We start from the raw sequence: 16,813 nt of genomic DNA, 5'->3' as shown, positions 1-16,813 counted from the left end.
ATTTCGTCGTCAAGAAGTCGATTAAGGGACTGTAACAGAAAAATCCGCAGTGGCCCACCATGTGGCAACGTTGTGTATGCCACTGGCCATTAACCAGATGCCGAGTGTCACTGCGGCGCCAACACTCATGATCGTGCGGGGGGCATTTCTGCGAATCAATCCGACGATTTGATCGTCGATGACGTTGGTTAGTTTGTCGCGGATTTCAATGAGATCGATTTCAGGGCCGTCACTGATGAGGGCGGCTTGAATGATCACCACCTTGACCACAGTCCAGATGATCGCAGCTTGGATTTTTCGCATCAACCAGCGAACTAAGCTGGGGAGAGCGGATTCGATACGTTCGCTGCGGAGCAACTGTTCCCCGGCGGCAGTTAGGCGGCTTTTTAATTCATCGCGGCTGACTCCGTGCAAGGCTTGTGTCATGGCGGAGTTGCCGGCGGGGTTCTCGTCTGTGATGCCCAACATGATGTCGAAAAGGCTGTTGAAGATTTTCCGTCCGATACCAAATTGTTTCGCGGCCCGGTAAAACGTTCGCGCGATTGTCAGACGCACTGCTACAAAAACGGCGAATCCCGTCGTCACCACCAGTGACAAGACCACGGCGATGATGCCGGGAAGGATCGAGCCGTCATCGGCCAGGTAATAAGCGAAGAGGGCCATCAACAAGCCGTAGCCTACTGCGGTTAACAACGCCGCCCACGCGAAAGTCTTTAGAGCAAATCCAACCAGTCCCAGCAGATCGCGAAAGGTGTCGTGAACGATTGGCATGGGTTAACCTTTTCCGTTTCCATTCGACGTTTTTTGCTGGCTGCCTCCGTCGCCAGTCGCGGGTATTGTAGCAATTTGAGCAGGGTTCCATGCGCGTAAGTTTTTCTTTAGGTCCACAATCCTTCACCGGATGAGCGAATCTAAAAGCCTGGCTCGTCGATTGCTCAGAGCAAGCGGCCGCTCTTGCTATGCTTGCACGATTCGGTTGCGTCGCTTCGCTATAAAAGCCCCGGACGGTCCGTTCGCGGAAAGGATCTGCTTCGCGATTATTTTGCGATTTGGCAACAGATGCTAAGTTGGACGATTGAATCGGTTGATGCGGTGAACTACACTGCGCGTGCTAGCGAGGATGAATAAAATGTACTGGTTTGCTGGCGATACGGCAAAGCACGCGTTAAGGGAGGAACAGTTGCGCTACGGTAGGTTGTGGTGTCTAAGTCATGTTGCTCGTTCTTAACCGTGTGGCCAATACTGTGTGAAGACTTTTCCCAGGATGGGGGAGTCCGATCCCACGACGGGATGGCCCTGCAGGTGCTTTTGGGCGCAGACAGGGCGAGTAATCGTTTTTTTTGTCACCACCGATACCGTTTCCGACGAGATGAACCGCTCGAAGGGGATCTCGTGGAAACCCTCGTAAAGGCTGGTCGATTCAGCATGTGGGTGATTGATGTCGACAAGGTTGTTGACAATTGAGATCACAAAAGCCTCTATGACTGAAACGAGGACGATTGCACGGTTTTGCCATTAAAGAACGGTGGCCGTCTCAAAACGTCGATTCCAGCCGATGCTGCGCGACACATTGAATTTCAAACTGACGATGATTACGTTTTATTTTTGCCATCGGCAGTCGTGAATTTTCCATCTATGCAATCCATTCAGTCACTCAGTCATGTATGACGGGGCCGACGGGTTCAGCCCGATGCTTTTAACGGAGTCAAGCACTATGAAGAAACCTTCTGATCAGATTTCACACGGCCATTCACGTTCCATTCCGCGAACATTCATTTTGGCCACAGCCGGGATCGCGATTCTCGGCGTTTGTGCGACCGTCAGTTTGGTGGCACAGGATGAAACCTCAACTCCGGCTGAGGTTCCCGACGAACTTCAAGCCGCGCTCGTTCCATTGGATAACAATTGGAAACAATGGTCGGATGAGGTCGGGGCCGAAATCGCGGCACTGTATGCCGCGGACAAAGGAGACACCGCTGCGTTGCGGCAGCATGTCAAGACGCTCAACAGTCGGATGGCTGTGATCAAACAGGCTTTGGCGGATCCCGCCTACCGTTCGATCGAGGCGCCGCTCCGCAATTTGTATGGGCAACTTGGCCGACGGTTAAGCATCATTGATGCGGCGTTGGATACCTTAGAACTGACACCGGAAGCCCGTACGGCTCGGTTGGACAGTTTGGGGAAAAGTGTAACCTCAGCGCTGAACGCTTTGGCAACACAACTCAAAGAAATCAAAAACGGTGAGAGCTGGTTGGTCTACTTGGATGCTCCCAAGATTCGTACTTCGCTAAAAGCAGGCGGCCCGGAGGCTGCGACGGTTTTGGCCGACGTGGGCAAACGGTTTGCCACCGCCGAAGCGAGCGAGGATGCCACCGTTCGCGATTTTGTTAGCGGCGGTAAATTCCAGTCTCTCAAAGCTGCTGCGGAGAACTATGTCGAGTACTCTGCCAATCCCAACACGACTGCGAATGCTGATAGCACGGGCGACGACCTGCTGGCATTGTTTCAAAGTCTGGACGCCTTCGAAGCCCAACCCGATTCTGTGGCCTCGGCAAAAATCCGCGAAGCACACAACCGTTTGCGGGCCGGTACGATTGACGGTGGCGCACGGATCGAAGAGGCGCTACGGGCGAACTACTTCAATTTCAATGTCCGCGTGATCGCCTCTGAGGCATTCGTCAATAAATTCGTGGCCGAAGCGCGTCAGGAAAATGGCCCGGTACGGGACTTCATCTTGGGGGCTCAGGTCAGCGGTAGCCAAGTGACAGCGACGGATGTCTCGTTTGATTTTAAACCGGACCCGAACCGAGTGCGGTTCAACATCAAACTCGCTGGACGCATCAACTCCAACACGCAGGGTGTGACCGATCAAGCGACAATCTTTACGCACGGTACGCATTACTTCTGGGCGAATAAGCCGGTGCTCTTCGATGGTGATCTGTTTTACACCGAAAACGCTGATATTGCGGTCAACGCCAACAACCAAACTGTCGGTGCCAGCACCAACTTCAGCGGAATCCCGATTTTCGGGGGTATTGCCGACAACATTGCCGTCGGTGAAGCTCAGAAGCGAAAAGGGCAATCCGAAGCTATTGCCCGGGGACGCGTGAGCAGTCGAGTGCTGCCGCGATTGAATGACGAAACTGACGCGCGTTTCGTGGCGGCCAATGCCGACATGGATGAAAATGTCGACAAACCACTTCGCGAATTGGGATTATTCCCTGACGCCAAGTCGTTTCGTACGACTGAAGACGATGTCACCGTCGAAGCACGATTGATGGGATCGGGTGAATTGGGGGCTGGATCTCCCTACGCCGTCTCTGCACCGGCCAACGGCGCGCTGGTTCAAGTCCACGAAACGTGGATCAATAACAGCGTGGATCGCATGGATTTGGCCGGCAAGACGATGAACGAAGACGAGTTGAAAATCTTGTTCGAAACGCGTCTCAAAAAGCTGTTGGGAGACGACTTCAAATTCCCCGAACCTGAAAAAGGTGAGGACGACTACGAAGAAGACGAGAGCGGACCGGCGACGTTGATCTTCGCCGACCAGGATCCGATTCGTGTTCAGGTCAGCAATAATCTGTTGATCATCCGTATTCGTGCGGGTATCCAACGTGAGGACGACGATGACATTCCGACCCAGGAAATTACCATCGAAGTCAAATTTACCGTCGACGGAGATGCGATTCAGATCGAACGCGAAGGTGGTATTCGTGTCGTGCCGGTCGAATCACCCGACAGCCGGTTGAAACAACTCGGTTTCGCTTCCGCGATGCGGGGGATTTTCCAACGGGCGACACCTCCACGGACGGTGAAGCGACAACGCGACGTTCAGTTTGAGGACAAACAAGTTCCGTTGAACATCTCAAATATCGAGGCGCTCGACGGTTGGGTCACGATTGAAGTCGATTGATGGTTTTGACATGTCGACGTGAACCAGGAAATACGAAAAAGCCGTGGCCGCAGGGTCGCGGCTTTTTTCGTAGGTGCGGCTGCCTGGTAAAAATCGCCCCAACCCGCTTATCCCATAGCCTCTTCGGGACCGATAAGGAAACAAGCGGGCGTTGTTGGTCACCTTTGGTGTGACTGCCAGCACTGTTCTCTCAAAACGGCGGATTGGGCCAATCCGTTCCGATCTTAAGTCCGTTCGTCATTTCAATCGGGTTTTGTATGGCTTCTACTGTAAATTCCAGGGCAGGCAAGGGCACGGCTAGGCCGGATGAGCGTCGCGCAAGCGCAGCGGACTTGCTGCCGGAAGAATTTGTGCCGATGGAATTTCTCGGCGGAGGGGCGATGGCCGATGTGTGGCGGGTGACGCATCGCGATTCCGGTGAAATGTTTGCGCTGAAAATGTTGCGAGCGGACTGGGCGGACTATACGGTCACGCAACGACTGTTAGAAAACGAAGCCGAAGTGGGCGCGGCGGTGAATAGCCGGTACGTGGTCAAGGTATTTGCGGCCGATCTCGAGAGTTCGCCTCCCTATCTGCTGATGGAATGGTTGGATGGAGAGATCCTGGAGAGCGTGCTGCACAAGCGGGGAAAATTAGCTTACATCGATGCTCTGTGGATTGCCCGCCAATGCGCCGAGGGTTTGGAATGTCTGCGTCAGGCTGGTTACACCCACGGTGACATTAAACCGGCCAACTTGCTGCTTGCGGCGGATGGAAGTTTGAAGTTGCTGGACTTGGGGTTCGCTCGCCGCTGTCGAAAAATCGACGCTGATCAAATTCCCACGGTCGACATCCTGACCGGCACACCGGAGTATTTGGCGCCCGAAGCTCTTTCAGCGGAGCCGAGTTGGGGAGTCGCTCGCGATATCTACAGCTTGGGCGTAACGTTGTTTCAAATGCTGACCGGCCGGTTGCCGTTTCAGGCACAGCAGCCGGGCGACCTGTTGCGGAGCCAGCTTGGGGCAACGCCGCCTAAGGTCCGGAATTTCGCCGCCGATGTGCCGCGTGAGTTGGAAGAATTGGTCGCCGCCATGTTGGCCAAACAACCGGTCCGCCGCCCGCAATCACTGGAGCGGCTGATCCGCGTGTTTATGGAATTGGAATTGGCCAACATTTCCAGCAACAACGGTGCCACTTAAGAGTTTGTTTGAGTTGCTTGCTCGGACAAAAAACCGGTGCGGCAAGTCAACGAAATCACGGCACATCCCTCTAAAACCGCGCAGATTTTGAGAAATGCGTGTATGATAGTACATGACATTTTCAGCGGCAGCGGCCGACTTGGCGATCCTGGTAGGCGCTGCCGGAATGCGTGAGTGGATGGACGTGGGATGGCTGTGTGGACGAAGCAATGGCTGCGGCGCCGGGTGTGCGGAGCGTCGATTTTGCTGTGGATGATCGCCTTGCTGTTGGGGTGTGCGACGCAACTCCGCGCGGACGATGCGGCGGAACCGGTCGATTTCAATCGTGACATCAAGCCGATTTTCTCGGACCGCTGTTATACCTGTCATGGTCCCGATGAAGAACAGCGGCAAGCGGAGTTACGCCTCGATCGCCGCGAGGGCTTGCTGGCGACCGTGGAAGCGGGCGAGGGGACGCACGTCGTCAAGCCGGGCGATCTCAGTAACAGCGAAGTCTTTTTGCGGATCACAAGCGATGACGAAACGCTGCGTATGCCGCCGGCCGATGCGAATTTGGATCTTACGCAGGGCGAAATTGATCTGATCAAACGCTGGATCGAACAAGGTGCGGTCTGGGACAAGCACTGGTCACTACTCCCCATAGCAGAGGTAACGATCCCGGAAGTGGCCGATTCTACTTGGCCGCGCAATGCGATTGATCACTTTGTGTTGGCCCGTTTGCAACGCGAAGGTCTTGCCTCCGCAGCGGAGGCAAACAAGGAGCGGTTGATTCGCCGACTGACGTTCGACTTAACCGGCCTGCCTCCCACGTTGGAAGAGATCGACACGTTTTTGGCCGATGACTCAGCCGAGGCGTATGAAAAGGTGGTCGACCGACTGCTGGCATCACCACGCTACGGTGAGCGAATGGCCGTGGATTGGTTGGATGTCGCCCGCTACGCCGATACCTACGGCTATCAATCGGACGTCTATCGTGCGATGTGGCCCTGGCGGGATTGGGTGATCGAGGCTTTCAACAACAATCTGCCGTACGATCAATTTATTACGTGGCAAATCGCCGGCGACCTACTACCCAATGCGACCCGCGACCAAGTTCTGGCGACTGCTTTCAATCGGCATCATCGGCAAACGAACGAAGGGGGCAGCATTGAAGCGGAATTTCGTACGGAGTATGTCGCCGATCGCGTCGAAACCTTCGGCACTGCCTTTTTGGGGCTGACGCTGCAATGTGCCCGCTGCCATGACCACAAGTACGATGCAATCACGCAAAAGAATTTTTATCAGCTGTTTGGCTTCTTCAATAACATCGATGAATCCGGGCTATATTCGCACTTCACGTCGGCCGTGCCGACACCGGCGCAAATGCTACCGACTGACGAGCAGGCCAGTCGCATTGAAACGACGCAAGCCGCCGTTGAGGCCGCTGAATCCGAATTGGCGGAACTGGCCGCCGCACGTGAGTCCGCATTTCAGGAATGGCTGGCGCAGAGGCCGCGGCCGACCACGGTGGCGGGGTTGATCGGTGATTTTCCTTTGGAAAGTTTCGATGACAACAAGGTCGCCAATCGCGCCGATGCAGCTCAACCGGGCAACACTTCCGACGGTCCGCAAATCGTGCCGGGCAAAATCGGCAATGCTTTGAAAATGAGCGGCGAAAACAACGTGACCTTTAAACTCGGCGGCGATTTTACCCGCGACGACCCGTTTTCGATCGCGCTGTGGGTGCAGACCCCCGATGTGAAAGAGCGCGCGGTAATATTTCATCGGTCCCGCGCCTGGACCGATTCGGGCAGCCGTGGTTATCAGTTGTTGTTGAAAGAGGGGCATTTGAGCGCCGCTCTGATCCATTTTTGGCCCGGCAATGCCATTGGAATTCGCGCCACCAGCCCAATGCCGGTTGGCGAGTGGGTGCATGTGGTGATGGCTTATGATGGCTCCAGCCGCGCCGCTGGTCTGAAGCTTTACGTCAACGGTGAACACGCGGAATGCGAAGTTGTGCGCGATAAGCTGAGCAAGCAAATCACCGGAGGTGGTGCGGATACACTAACGATTGGCCAGCGTTTTCGGGATCGTGGTTTTAAGAATGGATTGGTGGATGAATTTCAAGTCTTCAACCGTCCACTGACACTGTTGGAAGTCGCGGAGATTTATGACGGAGAAACATTGGCCGCGCTTTCCGATGTCGCTGCCGACGAATTGACCGACGCGCAGCGGCAGGCAATGTTAGCCTATTACCTGGCCAATCACGACGAACCGTATCGCGCGAAACTTGCCGCGTTACAAAAACTCCGCCGGGAGCGAAGTCAGCAAATCGACCCGGTTCCTGAAATCATGGTCATGCGGGAACTGCCGCAGCGGCGGGCGACGTTTCTCTTGCAGCGGGGGGCGTATGATGCGCCTGGGGCGCAGGTGACACCGGGAGTCCCGGAAGCGATCTTGCCCTTCCCGGAAAACGAACCGCTCAACCGTTTGGGGCTGGCACGCTGGCTGACCGATCCGCAACATCCACTCACAGCGCGGGTGGCGGTCAATCGTTTCTGGCAAGCGATGTTCGGCAACGGTTTTGTCACAACGCCGGAGGATTTTGGCAATCAAGGCGCCGCTCCAACGCATCCGCAACTGTTGGACTGGTTGGCTAAACGATTTATCGACTCCGGCTGGGACATCAAAGCCTTGCAGAAACTGATCGTGATGTCAGCAACCTACCGGCAAGATTCGCGAACGCGCCCGGAACTTCGTCGGGAAGATCCGCAAAATCTGCTGTTGTCCCGCGGTCCCCAACAACGACTCTCGGCGGAGATGATTCGCGATAATGCGTTATTCACGAGCGGACTGTTGGTCGAAAAAATTGGCGGGCCCCCCGTGAAACCGTTTCAGCCCGCTGGGTTGTGGAAAGAAAAATCGAGCGCGACATACACCCGTGACGCAGGGGAGGGGAGTCATCGCCGCAGTTTGTATACGTATTGGAAACGGACCTCTCCGCCGCCTGCGATGCTCACCTTTGATGCCGCGAAGCGCGACGTCTGCGCCGTCAAACGGCAAACCACGACCACCCCGCTGCAAGCGTTGGTATTGCTCAACGACCCGCAATACGTCGAAGCGGCACGCGGTTTGGCTGAGCGGATGCTTCAGAAGAAAGACGCGACTTTACAAGATCGAGTGGGGCAAGCCTTTCAGCTCCTCACCAGTCGCCGCGCGGCAGAGCGTGAATTGGAATTGTTGTCGCAACTCTATGAAGAACAACTCGCCGAGTTTCAACAACATCCCGATCAAGCCGCCAAGCTACTCGCCATTGGCGATCACCGCAGCGATGAGACGTTAGACCCCGCTCAATTGGCGGCGCTGACGGTCGTGGTCGAAACGATTATGAATTTTGATGAGACGGTCACAAAACGATAACAGCCAAACATAACCGGGAACCGGGAGGGCGAAGCTCCTGCTGAGCCGCGCTCAACCAAAGACTTAGCCAGTAAATATATCAGCCCGCAGATGACGCAACACGTGTCATCGCGGCTCGGCGGGAGCCTCGCCCTCCCGTTCTGCTTTTCGGTACAAGGGACATTCAACATGCTCAAGCACGATCTCGCTGCCAATCAACCGGGCCTACTGCAAAACCGTCGGCAGTTCTTTTCGCGTACCAGCGCCGGCATCGGCGGGATGGCGTTGGCTCAATTGTTGGGGGGTGGCGACTCCGCGATGGCGGGGGATACGGGCGGTGTGCTGCCGTCGACGCATTTTCCCGCCACGGCCAAACGGGTGATTTATCTGTTTATGAGTGGCGGGCCGTCGCAGTTGGATTTGTTCGATTACAAACCGGTGCTCAATGAACAAAACGGGCAGGAATTGCCGGATTCGATTCGCGGCGGACAACGCCTGACCGGCATGTCGGCCAATCAAGCAACGTTGCCGCTGGCCGGATCGGCCTTCAAATTCAAGCAACATGGGAAATCCGGCGCCTGGTTGAGCGATTTGCTGCCGCACATGGCGAAGATCGCTGATGATTTATGTTTCATTAAATCGATGCACACCGAGGCGATTAACCACGACCCGGCAATCACGTTTTTCCAAACCGGTTCGCAGATTGCCGGCCGTCCTTCGATGGGGGCTTGGCTGAGTTATGGATTGGGTAGCGACAACGAAAATCTGCCGACTTTCACGGTCCTAGTGACCAAAGACAAAGGGGGCCAACCGCTCTACGCGCGGCTGTGGGGCAACGGGTTTTTGGAGTCGGTCCATCAAGGCGTGCAATTCCGCGCGGGCGCTGATCCGGTGTTGTATCTGGGAAATCCGGACGGTATCTCCGCCGCTGGACGTCGCCGCATGTTGGACAAATTGGCCGAGCTACATCGATTGGAATACGAAAAAAATCTCGACCCGGCCGTGAATGCTCGCATCGCGCAGTATGAAATGGCGTACCGCATGCAAACTTCGGTGCCGGAAGTAACCGACCTCTCCAGCGAGCCACAGCACATTTTCGATCTGTACGGACCCGACTCGAAAAAGCCGGGCACCTTTGCCGCCAACTGTCTACTCGCCAGGCGATTGGCGGAGCGGAATGTGCGGTTTATACAACTGTATCATCAAGGCTGGGACCAACATGGCGGGCTGCCCGGTGCGATCAAGAATCAATGCCGCGACACCGATCAAGCCGCGGCCGCCCTGGTGACCGATCTCAAACAGCGGGGCATGCTCGACGACACGCTCGTCTTATGGGGTGGCGAATTCGGCCGTACGAACTACAGCCAAGGCAAATTGACCGCCGACAACTACGGCCGCGACCACCACCCCCGTTGCTTCACCGCCTGGGCGGCCGGCGGCGGCATCAAACCGGGCATCAGCTACGGATCGACCGACGAATACGGCTACAACGTCGCCGAAAACGGCGTCCACGTCCACGACTTCCAAGCGACCATTCTGCACCTGCTGGGCATTGATCATTTGCGGCTAACGTACAAACATCAAGGGCGGCGGTATCGGTTGACGGATGTGCATGGGGAGGTGGTGGAGCCGATTTTGGCGTGAGGGGATTCACCACGGAGTCACGGAGGGCACGGAGGAGAAAGGCAGGAAGGAGTGGCCGGTGGCCAGTGGTCAGTGGGGTGGGGGTGAACCTTTTTCTTTGGTTGACGGTCTAAGGTACCAATTCCCCTCGTTCCCAAACTCTGTTTGGGAACGCATTTTCACGAAGCTCCGCTTCGCTGGAATCGTGGCCGCTATTCCTCGACTGGCAAACGTTGCATGACAAAAGATGCCGCATATTGGAACGAAGCTCGCCAGCGTGTCATTGAGATGCGCTGCATTGACTCGCGCCATAATTTGGTATTTGGCAGCGATGGCCACAAGTACCAAATACTCAAACGTGTATCTGAAGAACGACTGTTAGAATTTGAATCGAAAAACGAACTGCAGCTTCCCGCTGAGTATCGATCGTTCTTAACATCCTTCGGTGCAGGCGGCGCGGGGCCGGGTTACGGCATGTACGACTTTCGTAAAGTCGAATCGGCCGGTGTCGAGAGACGATTTCATCTCACCGATTCCCAAGAATGGCCCGACGACGATGATGATCCGCTATGGGATTTACCGGGCCTGCTAAATATCTCGACGTCGGGTTGCAGTCATGACTGGTGGATTGAAATCAATGGGCCACAACCCGGGACGATGTGGGTGAACGCAGGGGATCGATTGCTGCGTAGTGATTCATTTGGCACTTGGTACGGGCAATGGCTTGATCGAGTCGAATGGGGCCTTCAGAAATTCAAGCTCATCACCGACATGATCGCTTCCGAAGCAAAGATTTCTGAAATTGCAGCCGAATGTGGTGTTGAGCCTAGGAAGTTCACATGGGATGGACTGGCCTACCTTCGCTTCGAAGGGATTCCAGGCTGCTACCAAGCCAATGGCAACTGCATTTGGTCTTACGATGTAGGCACTAGTTGGATCGCATAACGTGGCGACCTAAACAATTGATCAAGACCAGCGGCATTTGACTGGCCTACCATCCGGTCCTGCTTACCTCCCCAGGAGAATCGCCGTTCAGAAAATCAATCGGCACGAGTTGCTGCATGAGAGAAATTCATGAAGGTTTACCTTGTTTGCAAATCACATAAACAGGTGATTTCAGTCGGTGATGCTGATTTGGCACATAAGCTTGTTTTCCATCACAATTGGGCGTCCTCGTCGGCGATCTTGGAGGCGATCACCCGCTTCATAAGCGAACACGTGGAATGCGATGCTGGGTGGATGTCGGAAAAATCACTCTATGATATGGAGTTGTTCGGATATCGACGAGTTGACAATCAATACGGCATTCCGTTCAAAGGACCAGATTATATGACGATTGATGAAGCCACCCAGGCAATGCGTGAAAGGGCAGATGGCGATGATAAGAAATGACCTAATCTTAAACAGCGTGGTTCGGCCTTGGTGCTGCGTCGCCTGTCAGCCCAATAGTTGGAACAAACGAAATAATGCAGTAGGACCGCGTTCCCCCTCGTTCCCAAACTCTGTTTGGGAACGCATTTTCGCGAAGCTCCGCTTCGCTGGTGTCCCAGCCGGTATTCCTAAACTGGCAAAGGAAACAACGCGACATGCCCACCCCCCACACCCGTGAATTTCAAGCCAATGAATGGCCGCTCTACCGCGAGATACGCCTAAGAGCGCTGGCCGATTCGCCCGAGGCTTTCGGCAGTACGCTGGCGGGGGAACAGGCGCATCCGGAATCGTGGTGGGTGGACCGGTTGTTGGCGGGGGTGGCATCGGTGACCGATTTGCCGCTTGTGGCGGAGGTAGATGGCGAGCCAGCCGGGCTATCTTGGGGGCGTATCGAACCGGACCAACCGGACACAGCATACGTCTATCAAGTGTGGGTCGCACCTGATAGACGTGGACGGGGAGTGGGACGTTTGTTGCTCGAATCCGTGCTCGTCTGGGCAAAAGGCCAACGTGTCGGTGCAGTGGAATTGAGCGTGACCTGCGGCGACACACCGGCGCGGCAACTTTATGACCGCTCGGGTTTTGTCCCGTTTGGCGCGCCGGAACTGATTCGTCCCGGGGCTGAGTTGTTGGAGCAACCGATGCGATTAGAATTGGACAACGGCAACAAGGCTTGAAGCCACAAGCGGACAATAAGGACCGGCGAATGGGTGCCACTGGCGGCTCGTCCGCCAGTGCCGTGTCAGGCTGGGTTTTCCTTGTTTAGGGACGTCGATCTACGTGCGCACTGGCGGGCAAGCCGCCAGTGGCACCCCGAATTGGGGGCTTTAAATGCTTAATGGAGCGCAGTCGTTTAAACGAAGCTTGAGACCATAGGTGATTGAGTAGGACCACGTTCATGAAACTCATCGAACCGAACACGGCATACATCGAAAGTTACCGCTCGGCGATTGCGGAATTCGAGCAATCGGGCATCTCCGGGTTTTGGTATTCGTTTGGGGTGATTGATGATCCGGAAGAATATTTACGGCGAATCACTCAATACACGCATCGCAGCGGTGCGAGTGGTGATGCGGTTCCGGCGAGTGTTTATTGGTTGGTGGATGGCGGGGAATTCATTGGGCATACGAGCATCCGGCATGAGCTCAATCCGGCGCTTGAGCAACATGGCGGGCACATCGGTTATGCCGTCCGTCCGTCGAAACATCGCCAAGGTTATGGGCGAGCGATTTTGGGGTTCGCTCTCCCAATTGCGCACTCCTTGGGCATTCCACGTGCACTAGTGACGTGCGCTGCGGGCAATACGGCTTCGCGCAAGATCATCGAAAATAGCGGTGGTGAATTTGTGGACGAAGTCGATTGGCAGGGGACGACTGTGTTGCGGTTTTGGGTTGCAACTTCGCAATGAAAAATATGATTTGTCTGAGCAGCATCATTTGCGAAACACGAAATAAACCGCACCCGCTAGGCACAGAGCTGCCCAGAGGTAATCGAGTTTGAGCGGTTGTTTCATGTAGTACAGCGAAAAGGGGACAAAGACGGTCAGCGTGATGACCTCTTGCATGATCTTCAGTTGCCCCAGCGAGAGGGCGGTGTAGCCGATGCGATTGGCGGGGACTTGTAGCAGGTATTCGAAAAATGCCAGCGACCAACTGACCAGCACGGCTACGATCCATGGTTTGGTGTTGAGCTCTTTCAAATGAGCGTACCAGGCAAATGTCATAAACACGTTGGAGAGCAGCAACAGAAATACGGTTTTTCCGATCACCAGCATCGGCAAAATTCCTCCGTTCAATGCCTCCAGCAGAGCAGGGCGGCTGTGGGGGCCCGATGGCTGTGGAGAAGCAGTCTAGTTGGATTGCGCCGCCCCATAGCGGTCGCATTGTTCAAGGAGCACTACGTTGACGTTTCACTCTCAGCGGCGCCTGTGCGGATCCCGAGCGTAAACAGTAACGAGACACCCGCAATCACGATGATATACCACGCCGGGGAGGTCAGGTCGCCGGTTTGGGCGATGAGCCAGGTGTTGATCAGGGGAGCGGTGCCGCCAAAGATGGCGAGCGTGAGGTTGTAGCCCAGAGCCATGCCGCTGAAACGAAGACGTGGTGGGAAGAGTTCGGCCATGGCGACCGCCAGGGTGGCTTGCAGTGCGCCGACGAAAACGGCGAAGGCGCTCATGGAGACAATGGTCGCCATCATCGTTCCGCCATCGATCCAGCGGAACAGCGGGTAGGCGGAAAGGACCAGGGCCAGCGAGCCGAAACTGAGCACGGACTTGTACCCGATTCGATCGGCTAACCGACCAAAAAACGGCATTAAGATCAGCATCAGGAGCATCGTCAACGAGTTGATCAGCAGAGCGTGTGGGATCGACGGTTTGACGAAGTGCGTGAGGTAGGTCGGCATCCACACAAACAGTGTGTAGATCCCCACGCCCAGGCTCAGGGAGATGCCCGCCACTTGGAGTACGCGGAGCGGCATTTCTTTGACCGCTTGGATCACAGGCCGGGATTCGATTTTTCCGGAGGACTGCATGGCGACGAAATCGGAGGTCTCTTCCAGCCCGCGACGCATTCGCCAGCCGACAATGCCGATCAGTAGTCCGCCCAAAAACGGCAGTCGCCAACCCCAGTCGGTAATCTGCTCGGTCGTGAGCAGCATGTGGATCAAGGTGGCTGTCGCTGACCCGAGCAGGATCCCCGCCACCGCTCCGAACATCGTCCAACTACCCGACGATGCACGGCGATCTGTTTCAGCGACCTCGACCAGATAGGTGCAGGATCCAATGAATTCGCCACCGACGGAGAGCCCTTGTGCGAGGCGCAAGAGCACCAACAGGATCGGCGCTAACAGGCCGACTTCGTCGTGCGTGGGCAGAATGGTCATCAACGAGGTGGGAATCGCCATGGCGGCGACGGACAACTGCAGGGCGCGTTTGCGTCCCAGACGGTCCCCTATCTGCCCAAAAAACATCCCGCCAATCGGCCGCGCCAGATAGCCAGCGGCAAACACGCCGAAGGTCTTGATCAGGCCGGACGTCGCATCCGAGGACGGAAAGAACTGGCTGCTCATAAAAGGCGCCAGAAAGCCGAACACGGCGAAGTCGTACCATTCCAGGACATTGCCTATCGCACCGGCGAACATCTTCTTTAGGCGGCTGTTGCCCATGGGGACATCCTTGTGCGAGCCTGTTGATTGTGGTGGCGGCGAAATGATGCGCCACCACGGGTGAGCCTCCATGCGCTGCTGATTGGGGGCGTGTGAATTGTCACCGGCCCCCAATGCTTGTCACTGGCCGCTGAATTTCCCGAGTTCGTACTTGGCTCCGCGGAAGGCCGAGAGGTAGTTGGCATCCGTGGCGAGAGCGGCTTCGAAGTGCGTGTTGGCAGCTTCTGTGTTCCCGGCCATCAAATCGCGTTGGCCGATATAGAACTGGGCTTCACACTGTTGAGCTGCGGAGATGCGTTTGTCCTGTACCGCGGTGGCTGCGGCGAGCATTTCTTCGCCGGTGGATTGGCCCAGCAAAAAACGACTGACGGTTGCCACCCAGCCTTGGGGGCCTTTTCCAGAATCCAGCAGTGCTTGGAGTTCCGCGTGGCCCTGTTCCGTTTTTCCGGCGCGTTCCAATGCCAAGCAGCGCCACACCGACAAATGGAGGGCGGTCGGTTGGAGTTGGAGAGCTTGTTGAAAATCCCGGGCCGATTCGTCGAACTGCTTGGCGAAGAATCTTGCGAAACCGCGGTTGGCGAAAGCGGTGGCGTCTTTGGGATTGAGTTCGAGTTGTCGGGAAAAATCGGCGATGGCGGGTTCGGATTTCCCGAGCGACATGCGGGCTGTACCCCGCAGGCTCAATGCCAGCGACATCCGTGGATTGAGGCCGACAGCCGTGTTGAAATCGGTCTCGGCAGCTTCGTTTTCTCCTTTGTCGATCAGGCAAAATCCACGATTGATGTAGCCCATGGCAAAGTCACTTTGAATTGCCACCGCTTGCGTAAAGTCGGCAATCGCCTCGTCCAACTGGCCTTGCTGACGGAGAAAGACGCCCCGTTCGTTAAAGATCGTCGCATTGCGAGGAAATTCCTGGACAGCGGCGGTATAGGCGGCCGTGGCCCCCGCGACATCGCCGGAGACGGCCAACAATTTGGCCATGTTGATGTGCGACCCCATTTGCTTGGGGTTGTATTTAACTGCCTGGGCATAGTCGGCAATCGCATCCCGCCGACGCTCGGCTTGCTCCGCGCGAAAGGCTCGCAGGTCCTCAGGCGTGGCAGCTGTTTGGTCAAACAGCATGGAATCGACGAGGTTCGCTTGCTCGCGTGCAAACGCGCGTTGGTAAAGCAGGCTGGACTTGTCGTTTTTTTCGACATTGGGCCTATCTATGATTGTTCCAGCGGTTTTGATCGACGTATCCGCATGGGATGGTTTTCGCTCCAAGATCGCCAAGCAGGACATTCCGTACAGATAGGGGATGTACAGATTTGTGAATTTGTCATCTCCACCCCGAATCGCGAGAGCCTGACGGGCATCCTGAATCCCTTCGCGAATCAGTAAGCGATCCGCGGATTGCCGTCCCAATTCGATTTTCGCGCTGGCACGCAGATAAAACGAAACGGGATCTTTCGGCTCGACATTCAAGACCTGCGTCGCAACCTTGATGGCTTCGCGGTATTGTCCTTTTTGGTAGTAGTCGAAGCCGCGTTGGCGGATCGCTTCGTGAGGTGACTGTGGTTGTCGAAAGTTATTGGGTTGTTGAAACGGAAATTGCGCGACGGCCGAAGATTGCAGCGATGCTAAAATGACCAACAACGCGGCACAGCGGCCGACGGACATCACACCTCGGTGCCAAGTTGACAGTCGCCGTACTCTGGAAACACCGAAACCGTCGGTGGATTGTTGAAGATCGTTCATCGAAACTAATTCTTTCCGTGGATATGGTGACTTGGTCCTATGAGCAACAATGCGGAAGCTGTGGTTGTTGTTTTGTGTCATGCGACAGCGCGAATGTCAATGCGACGGGTGATTGAGTTGAAAAAATCACAAGTCATCGACGCGATCACTGCGGCAGAGTGTCCTGGAAGCTAAGAAGTTGGAACCTAAGCGGGGCAGACCGGTGAAGAGACGTCGGCTAGGGGGCTAGGAAATCTCGATTTCTGGTGGGAATTCGCAGTCGTAAAAGTCCTAAACTCCTTGACAGTTTGACTTCGGGACATTATTGTCAACGAGTCGTGGAACGTTTGTGGGATGCCCTGCTGCATTTTTGCGGTTGGGCAAGAGGTCGCGTTACAGC

12 protein-coding genes are annotated in these 16,813 nt (G+C 55.6%); 8 read left to right on the top strand and 4 right to left on the bottom strand.

The annotated features are described in order from the left end of the window. Positions 1–21: 21 nt before the first annotated feature. Positions 22–771 carry a hypothetical protein gene (locus CA54_RS21730; RefSeq protein ID WP_146373067.1) on the bottom strand — a complete coding sequence of 250 codons (750 nt, stop codon included), beginning with the start codon at positions 769–771 and terminating at the stop codon, positions 22–24. A gap of 943 nt (positions 772–1,714) precedes the next feature. Between CA54_RS21730 and CA54_RS21725 the strand changes: the two genes are divergently transcribed. The 8 genes from CA54_RS21725 (at position 1,715) to CA54_RS21690 (ending at position 12,934) form a co-directional block, all read left to right on the top strand. After that, positions 1,715–3,916 (top strand): hypothetical protein, encoded by a 2,202-nt coding sequence (locus tag CA54_RS21725; RefSeq protein ID WP_146373066.1) that lies wholly within the window; start codon positions 1,715–1,717, stop codon positions 3,914–3,916. A gap of 257 nt (positions 3,917–4,173) precedes the next feature. Further along, the gene (locus tag CA54_RS21720; RefSeq protein WP_146373065.1) at positions 4,174–5,094 is read left to right on the top strand and encodes a serine/threonine-protein kinase; all 921 of its coding nucleotides are present in this window, start codon (positions 4,174–4,176) and stop codon (positions 5,092–5,094) included. Positions 5,095–5,283: 189 nt separating this feature from the next. Beyond that, positions 5,284–8,493, top strand: a complete 3,210-nt coding sequence (locus CA54_RS21715) for a DUF1553 domain-containing protein (RefSeq protein WP_197532699.1) — start codon at positions 5,284–5,286, stop codon at positions 8,491–8,493. Positions 8,494–8,661: 168 nt separating this feature from the next. Beyond that, entirely contained in the window at positions 8,662–10,116 is a 1,455-nt protein-coding gene (locus CA54_RS21710; protein WP_146373064.1) for a DUF1501 domain-containing protein, read from the top strand. 216 nt (positions 10,117–10,332) lie between these two features. Beyond that, positions 10,333–11,040, top strand: coding sequence for an SMI1/KNR4 family protein (locus CA54_RS21705; RefSeq protein ID WP_146373063.1), 708 nt, complete (start codon positions 10,333–10,335; stop codon positions 11,038–11,040). 129 nt (positions 11,041–11,169) lie between these two features. Further along, a complete protein-coding gene (locus tag CA54_RS21700; protein WP_146373062.1) occupies positions 11,170–11,487 on the top strand; it encodes a hypothetical protein in 318 nt (105 codons plus the stop codon). 194 nt (positions 11,488–11,681) lie between these two features. Continuing rightward, positions 11,682–12,203: a GNAT family N-acetyltransferase gene (locus CA54_RS21695; protein ID WP_146373061.1), complete on the top strand. Its 522-nt coding sequence runs from the start codon at positions 11,682–11,684 to the stop codon at positions 12,201–12,203. Positions 12,204–12,424: 221 nt separating this feature from the next. After that, positions 12,425–12,934: a GNAT family N-acetyltransferase gene (locus CA54_RS21690; protein ID WP_146373060.1), complete on the top strand. Its 510-nt coding sequence runs from the start codon at positions 12,425–12,427 to the stop codon at positions 12,932–12,934. Between the two features lie 24 nt (positions 12,935–12,958). On the opposite strand, the gene CA54_RS21685 is transcribed toward CA54_RS21690, so the two are convergent. From CA54_RS21685 to CA54_RS21675, 3 genes are all read right to left on the bottom strand, one after another. After that, entirely contained in the window at positions 12,959–13,300 is a 342-nt protein-coding gene (locus CA54_RS21685) for a DMT family protein (protein ID WP_146373059.1), read from the bottom strand. Positions 13,301–13,422: 122 nt separating this feature from the next. Further along, entirely contained in the window at positions 13,423–14,694 is a 1,272-nt protein-coding gene (locus CA54_RS21680) for an MFS transporter (RefSeq protein WP_197532698.1), read from the bottom strand. 120 nt (positions 14,695–14,814) lie between these two features. Continuing rightward, complete coding sequence (locus tag CA54_RS21675) at positions 14,815–16,434, bottom strand: tetratricopeptide repeat protein (protein ID WP_197532697.1); 1,620 nt, start codon at positions 16,432–16,434, stop codon at positions 14,815–14,817. Positions 16,435–16,813 lie beyond the last annotated feature (379 nt).

The organism is Symmachiella macrocystis (assembly GCF_007860075.1).
In the GTDB taxonomy this organism is placed as follows: domain Bacteria; phylum Planctomycetota; class Planctomycetia; order Planctomycetales; family Planctomycetaceae; genus Symmachiella; species Symmachiella macrocystis.
Note: the sequence above shows the minus strand (reverse complement) of the source record. Positions and strands in the feature narration are given on the sequence as shown.

Excerpts from the sequence above, each read along its gene's own strand:
- CA54_RS21725 (WP_146373066.1), top strand. The coding sequence starts at position 1,715 with ATGAAGAAACCTTCTGATCAGATTTCACACGGCCATTCACGTTCCATT.
- CA54_RS21710 (WP_146373064.1), top strand. The coding sequence starts at position 8,662 with ATGCTCAAGCACGATCTCGCTGCCAATCAACCGGGCCTACTGCAAAAC.
- CA54_RS21690 (WP_146373060.1), top strand. The coding sequence starts at position 12,425 with ATGAAACTCATCGAACCGAACACGGCATACATCGAAAGTTACCGCTCG.
- CA54_RS21730 (WP_146373067.1), bottom strand. The coding sequence starts at position 771 with ATGCCAATCGTTCACGACACCTTTCGCGATCTGCTGGGACTGGTTGGA.
- CA54_RS21675 (WP_197532697.1), bottom strand. The coding sequence starts at position 16,434 with ATGAACGATCTTCAACAATCCACCGACGGTTTCGGTGTTTCCAGAGTA.
- CA54_RS21705 (WP_146373063.1), top strand. The coding sequence starts at position 10,333 with ATGACAAAAGATGCCGCATATTGGAACGAAGCTCGCCAGCGTGTCATT.
- CA54_RS21720 (WP_146373065.1), top strand. The coding sequence starts at position 4,174 with ATGGCTTCTACTGTAAATTCCAGGGCAGGCAAGGGCACGGCTAGGCCG.
- CA54_RS21700 (WP_146373062.1), top strand. The coding sequence starts at position 11,170 with ATGAAGGTTTACCTTGTTTGCAAATCACATAAACAGGTGATTTCAGTC.
- CA54_RS21715 (WP_197532699.1), top strand. The coding sequence starts at position 5,284 with ATGGCTGTGTGGACGAAGCAATGGCTGCGGCGCCGGGTGTGCGGAGCG.
- CA54_RS21685 (WP_146373059.1), bottom strand. The coding sequence starts at position 13,300 with ATGCTGGTGATCGGAAAAACCGTATTTCTGTTGCTGCTCTCCAACGTG.
- CA54_RS21695 (WP_146373061.1), top strand. The coding sequence starts at position 11,682 with ATGCCCACCCCCCACACCCGTGAATTTCAAGCCAATGAATGGCCGCTC.
- CA54_RS21680 (WP_197532698.1), bottom strand. The coding sequence starts at position 14,694 with ATGGGCAACAGCCGCCTAAAGAAGATGTTCGCCGGTGCGATAGGCAAT.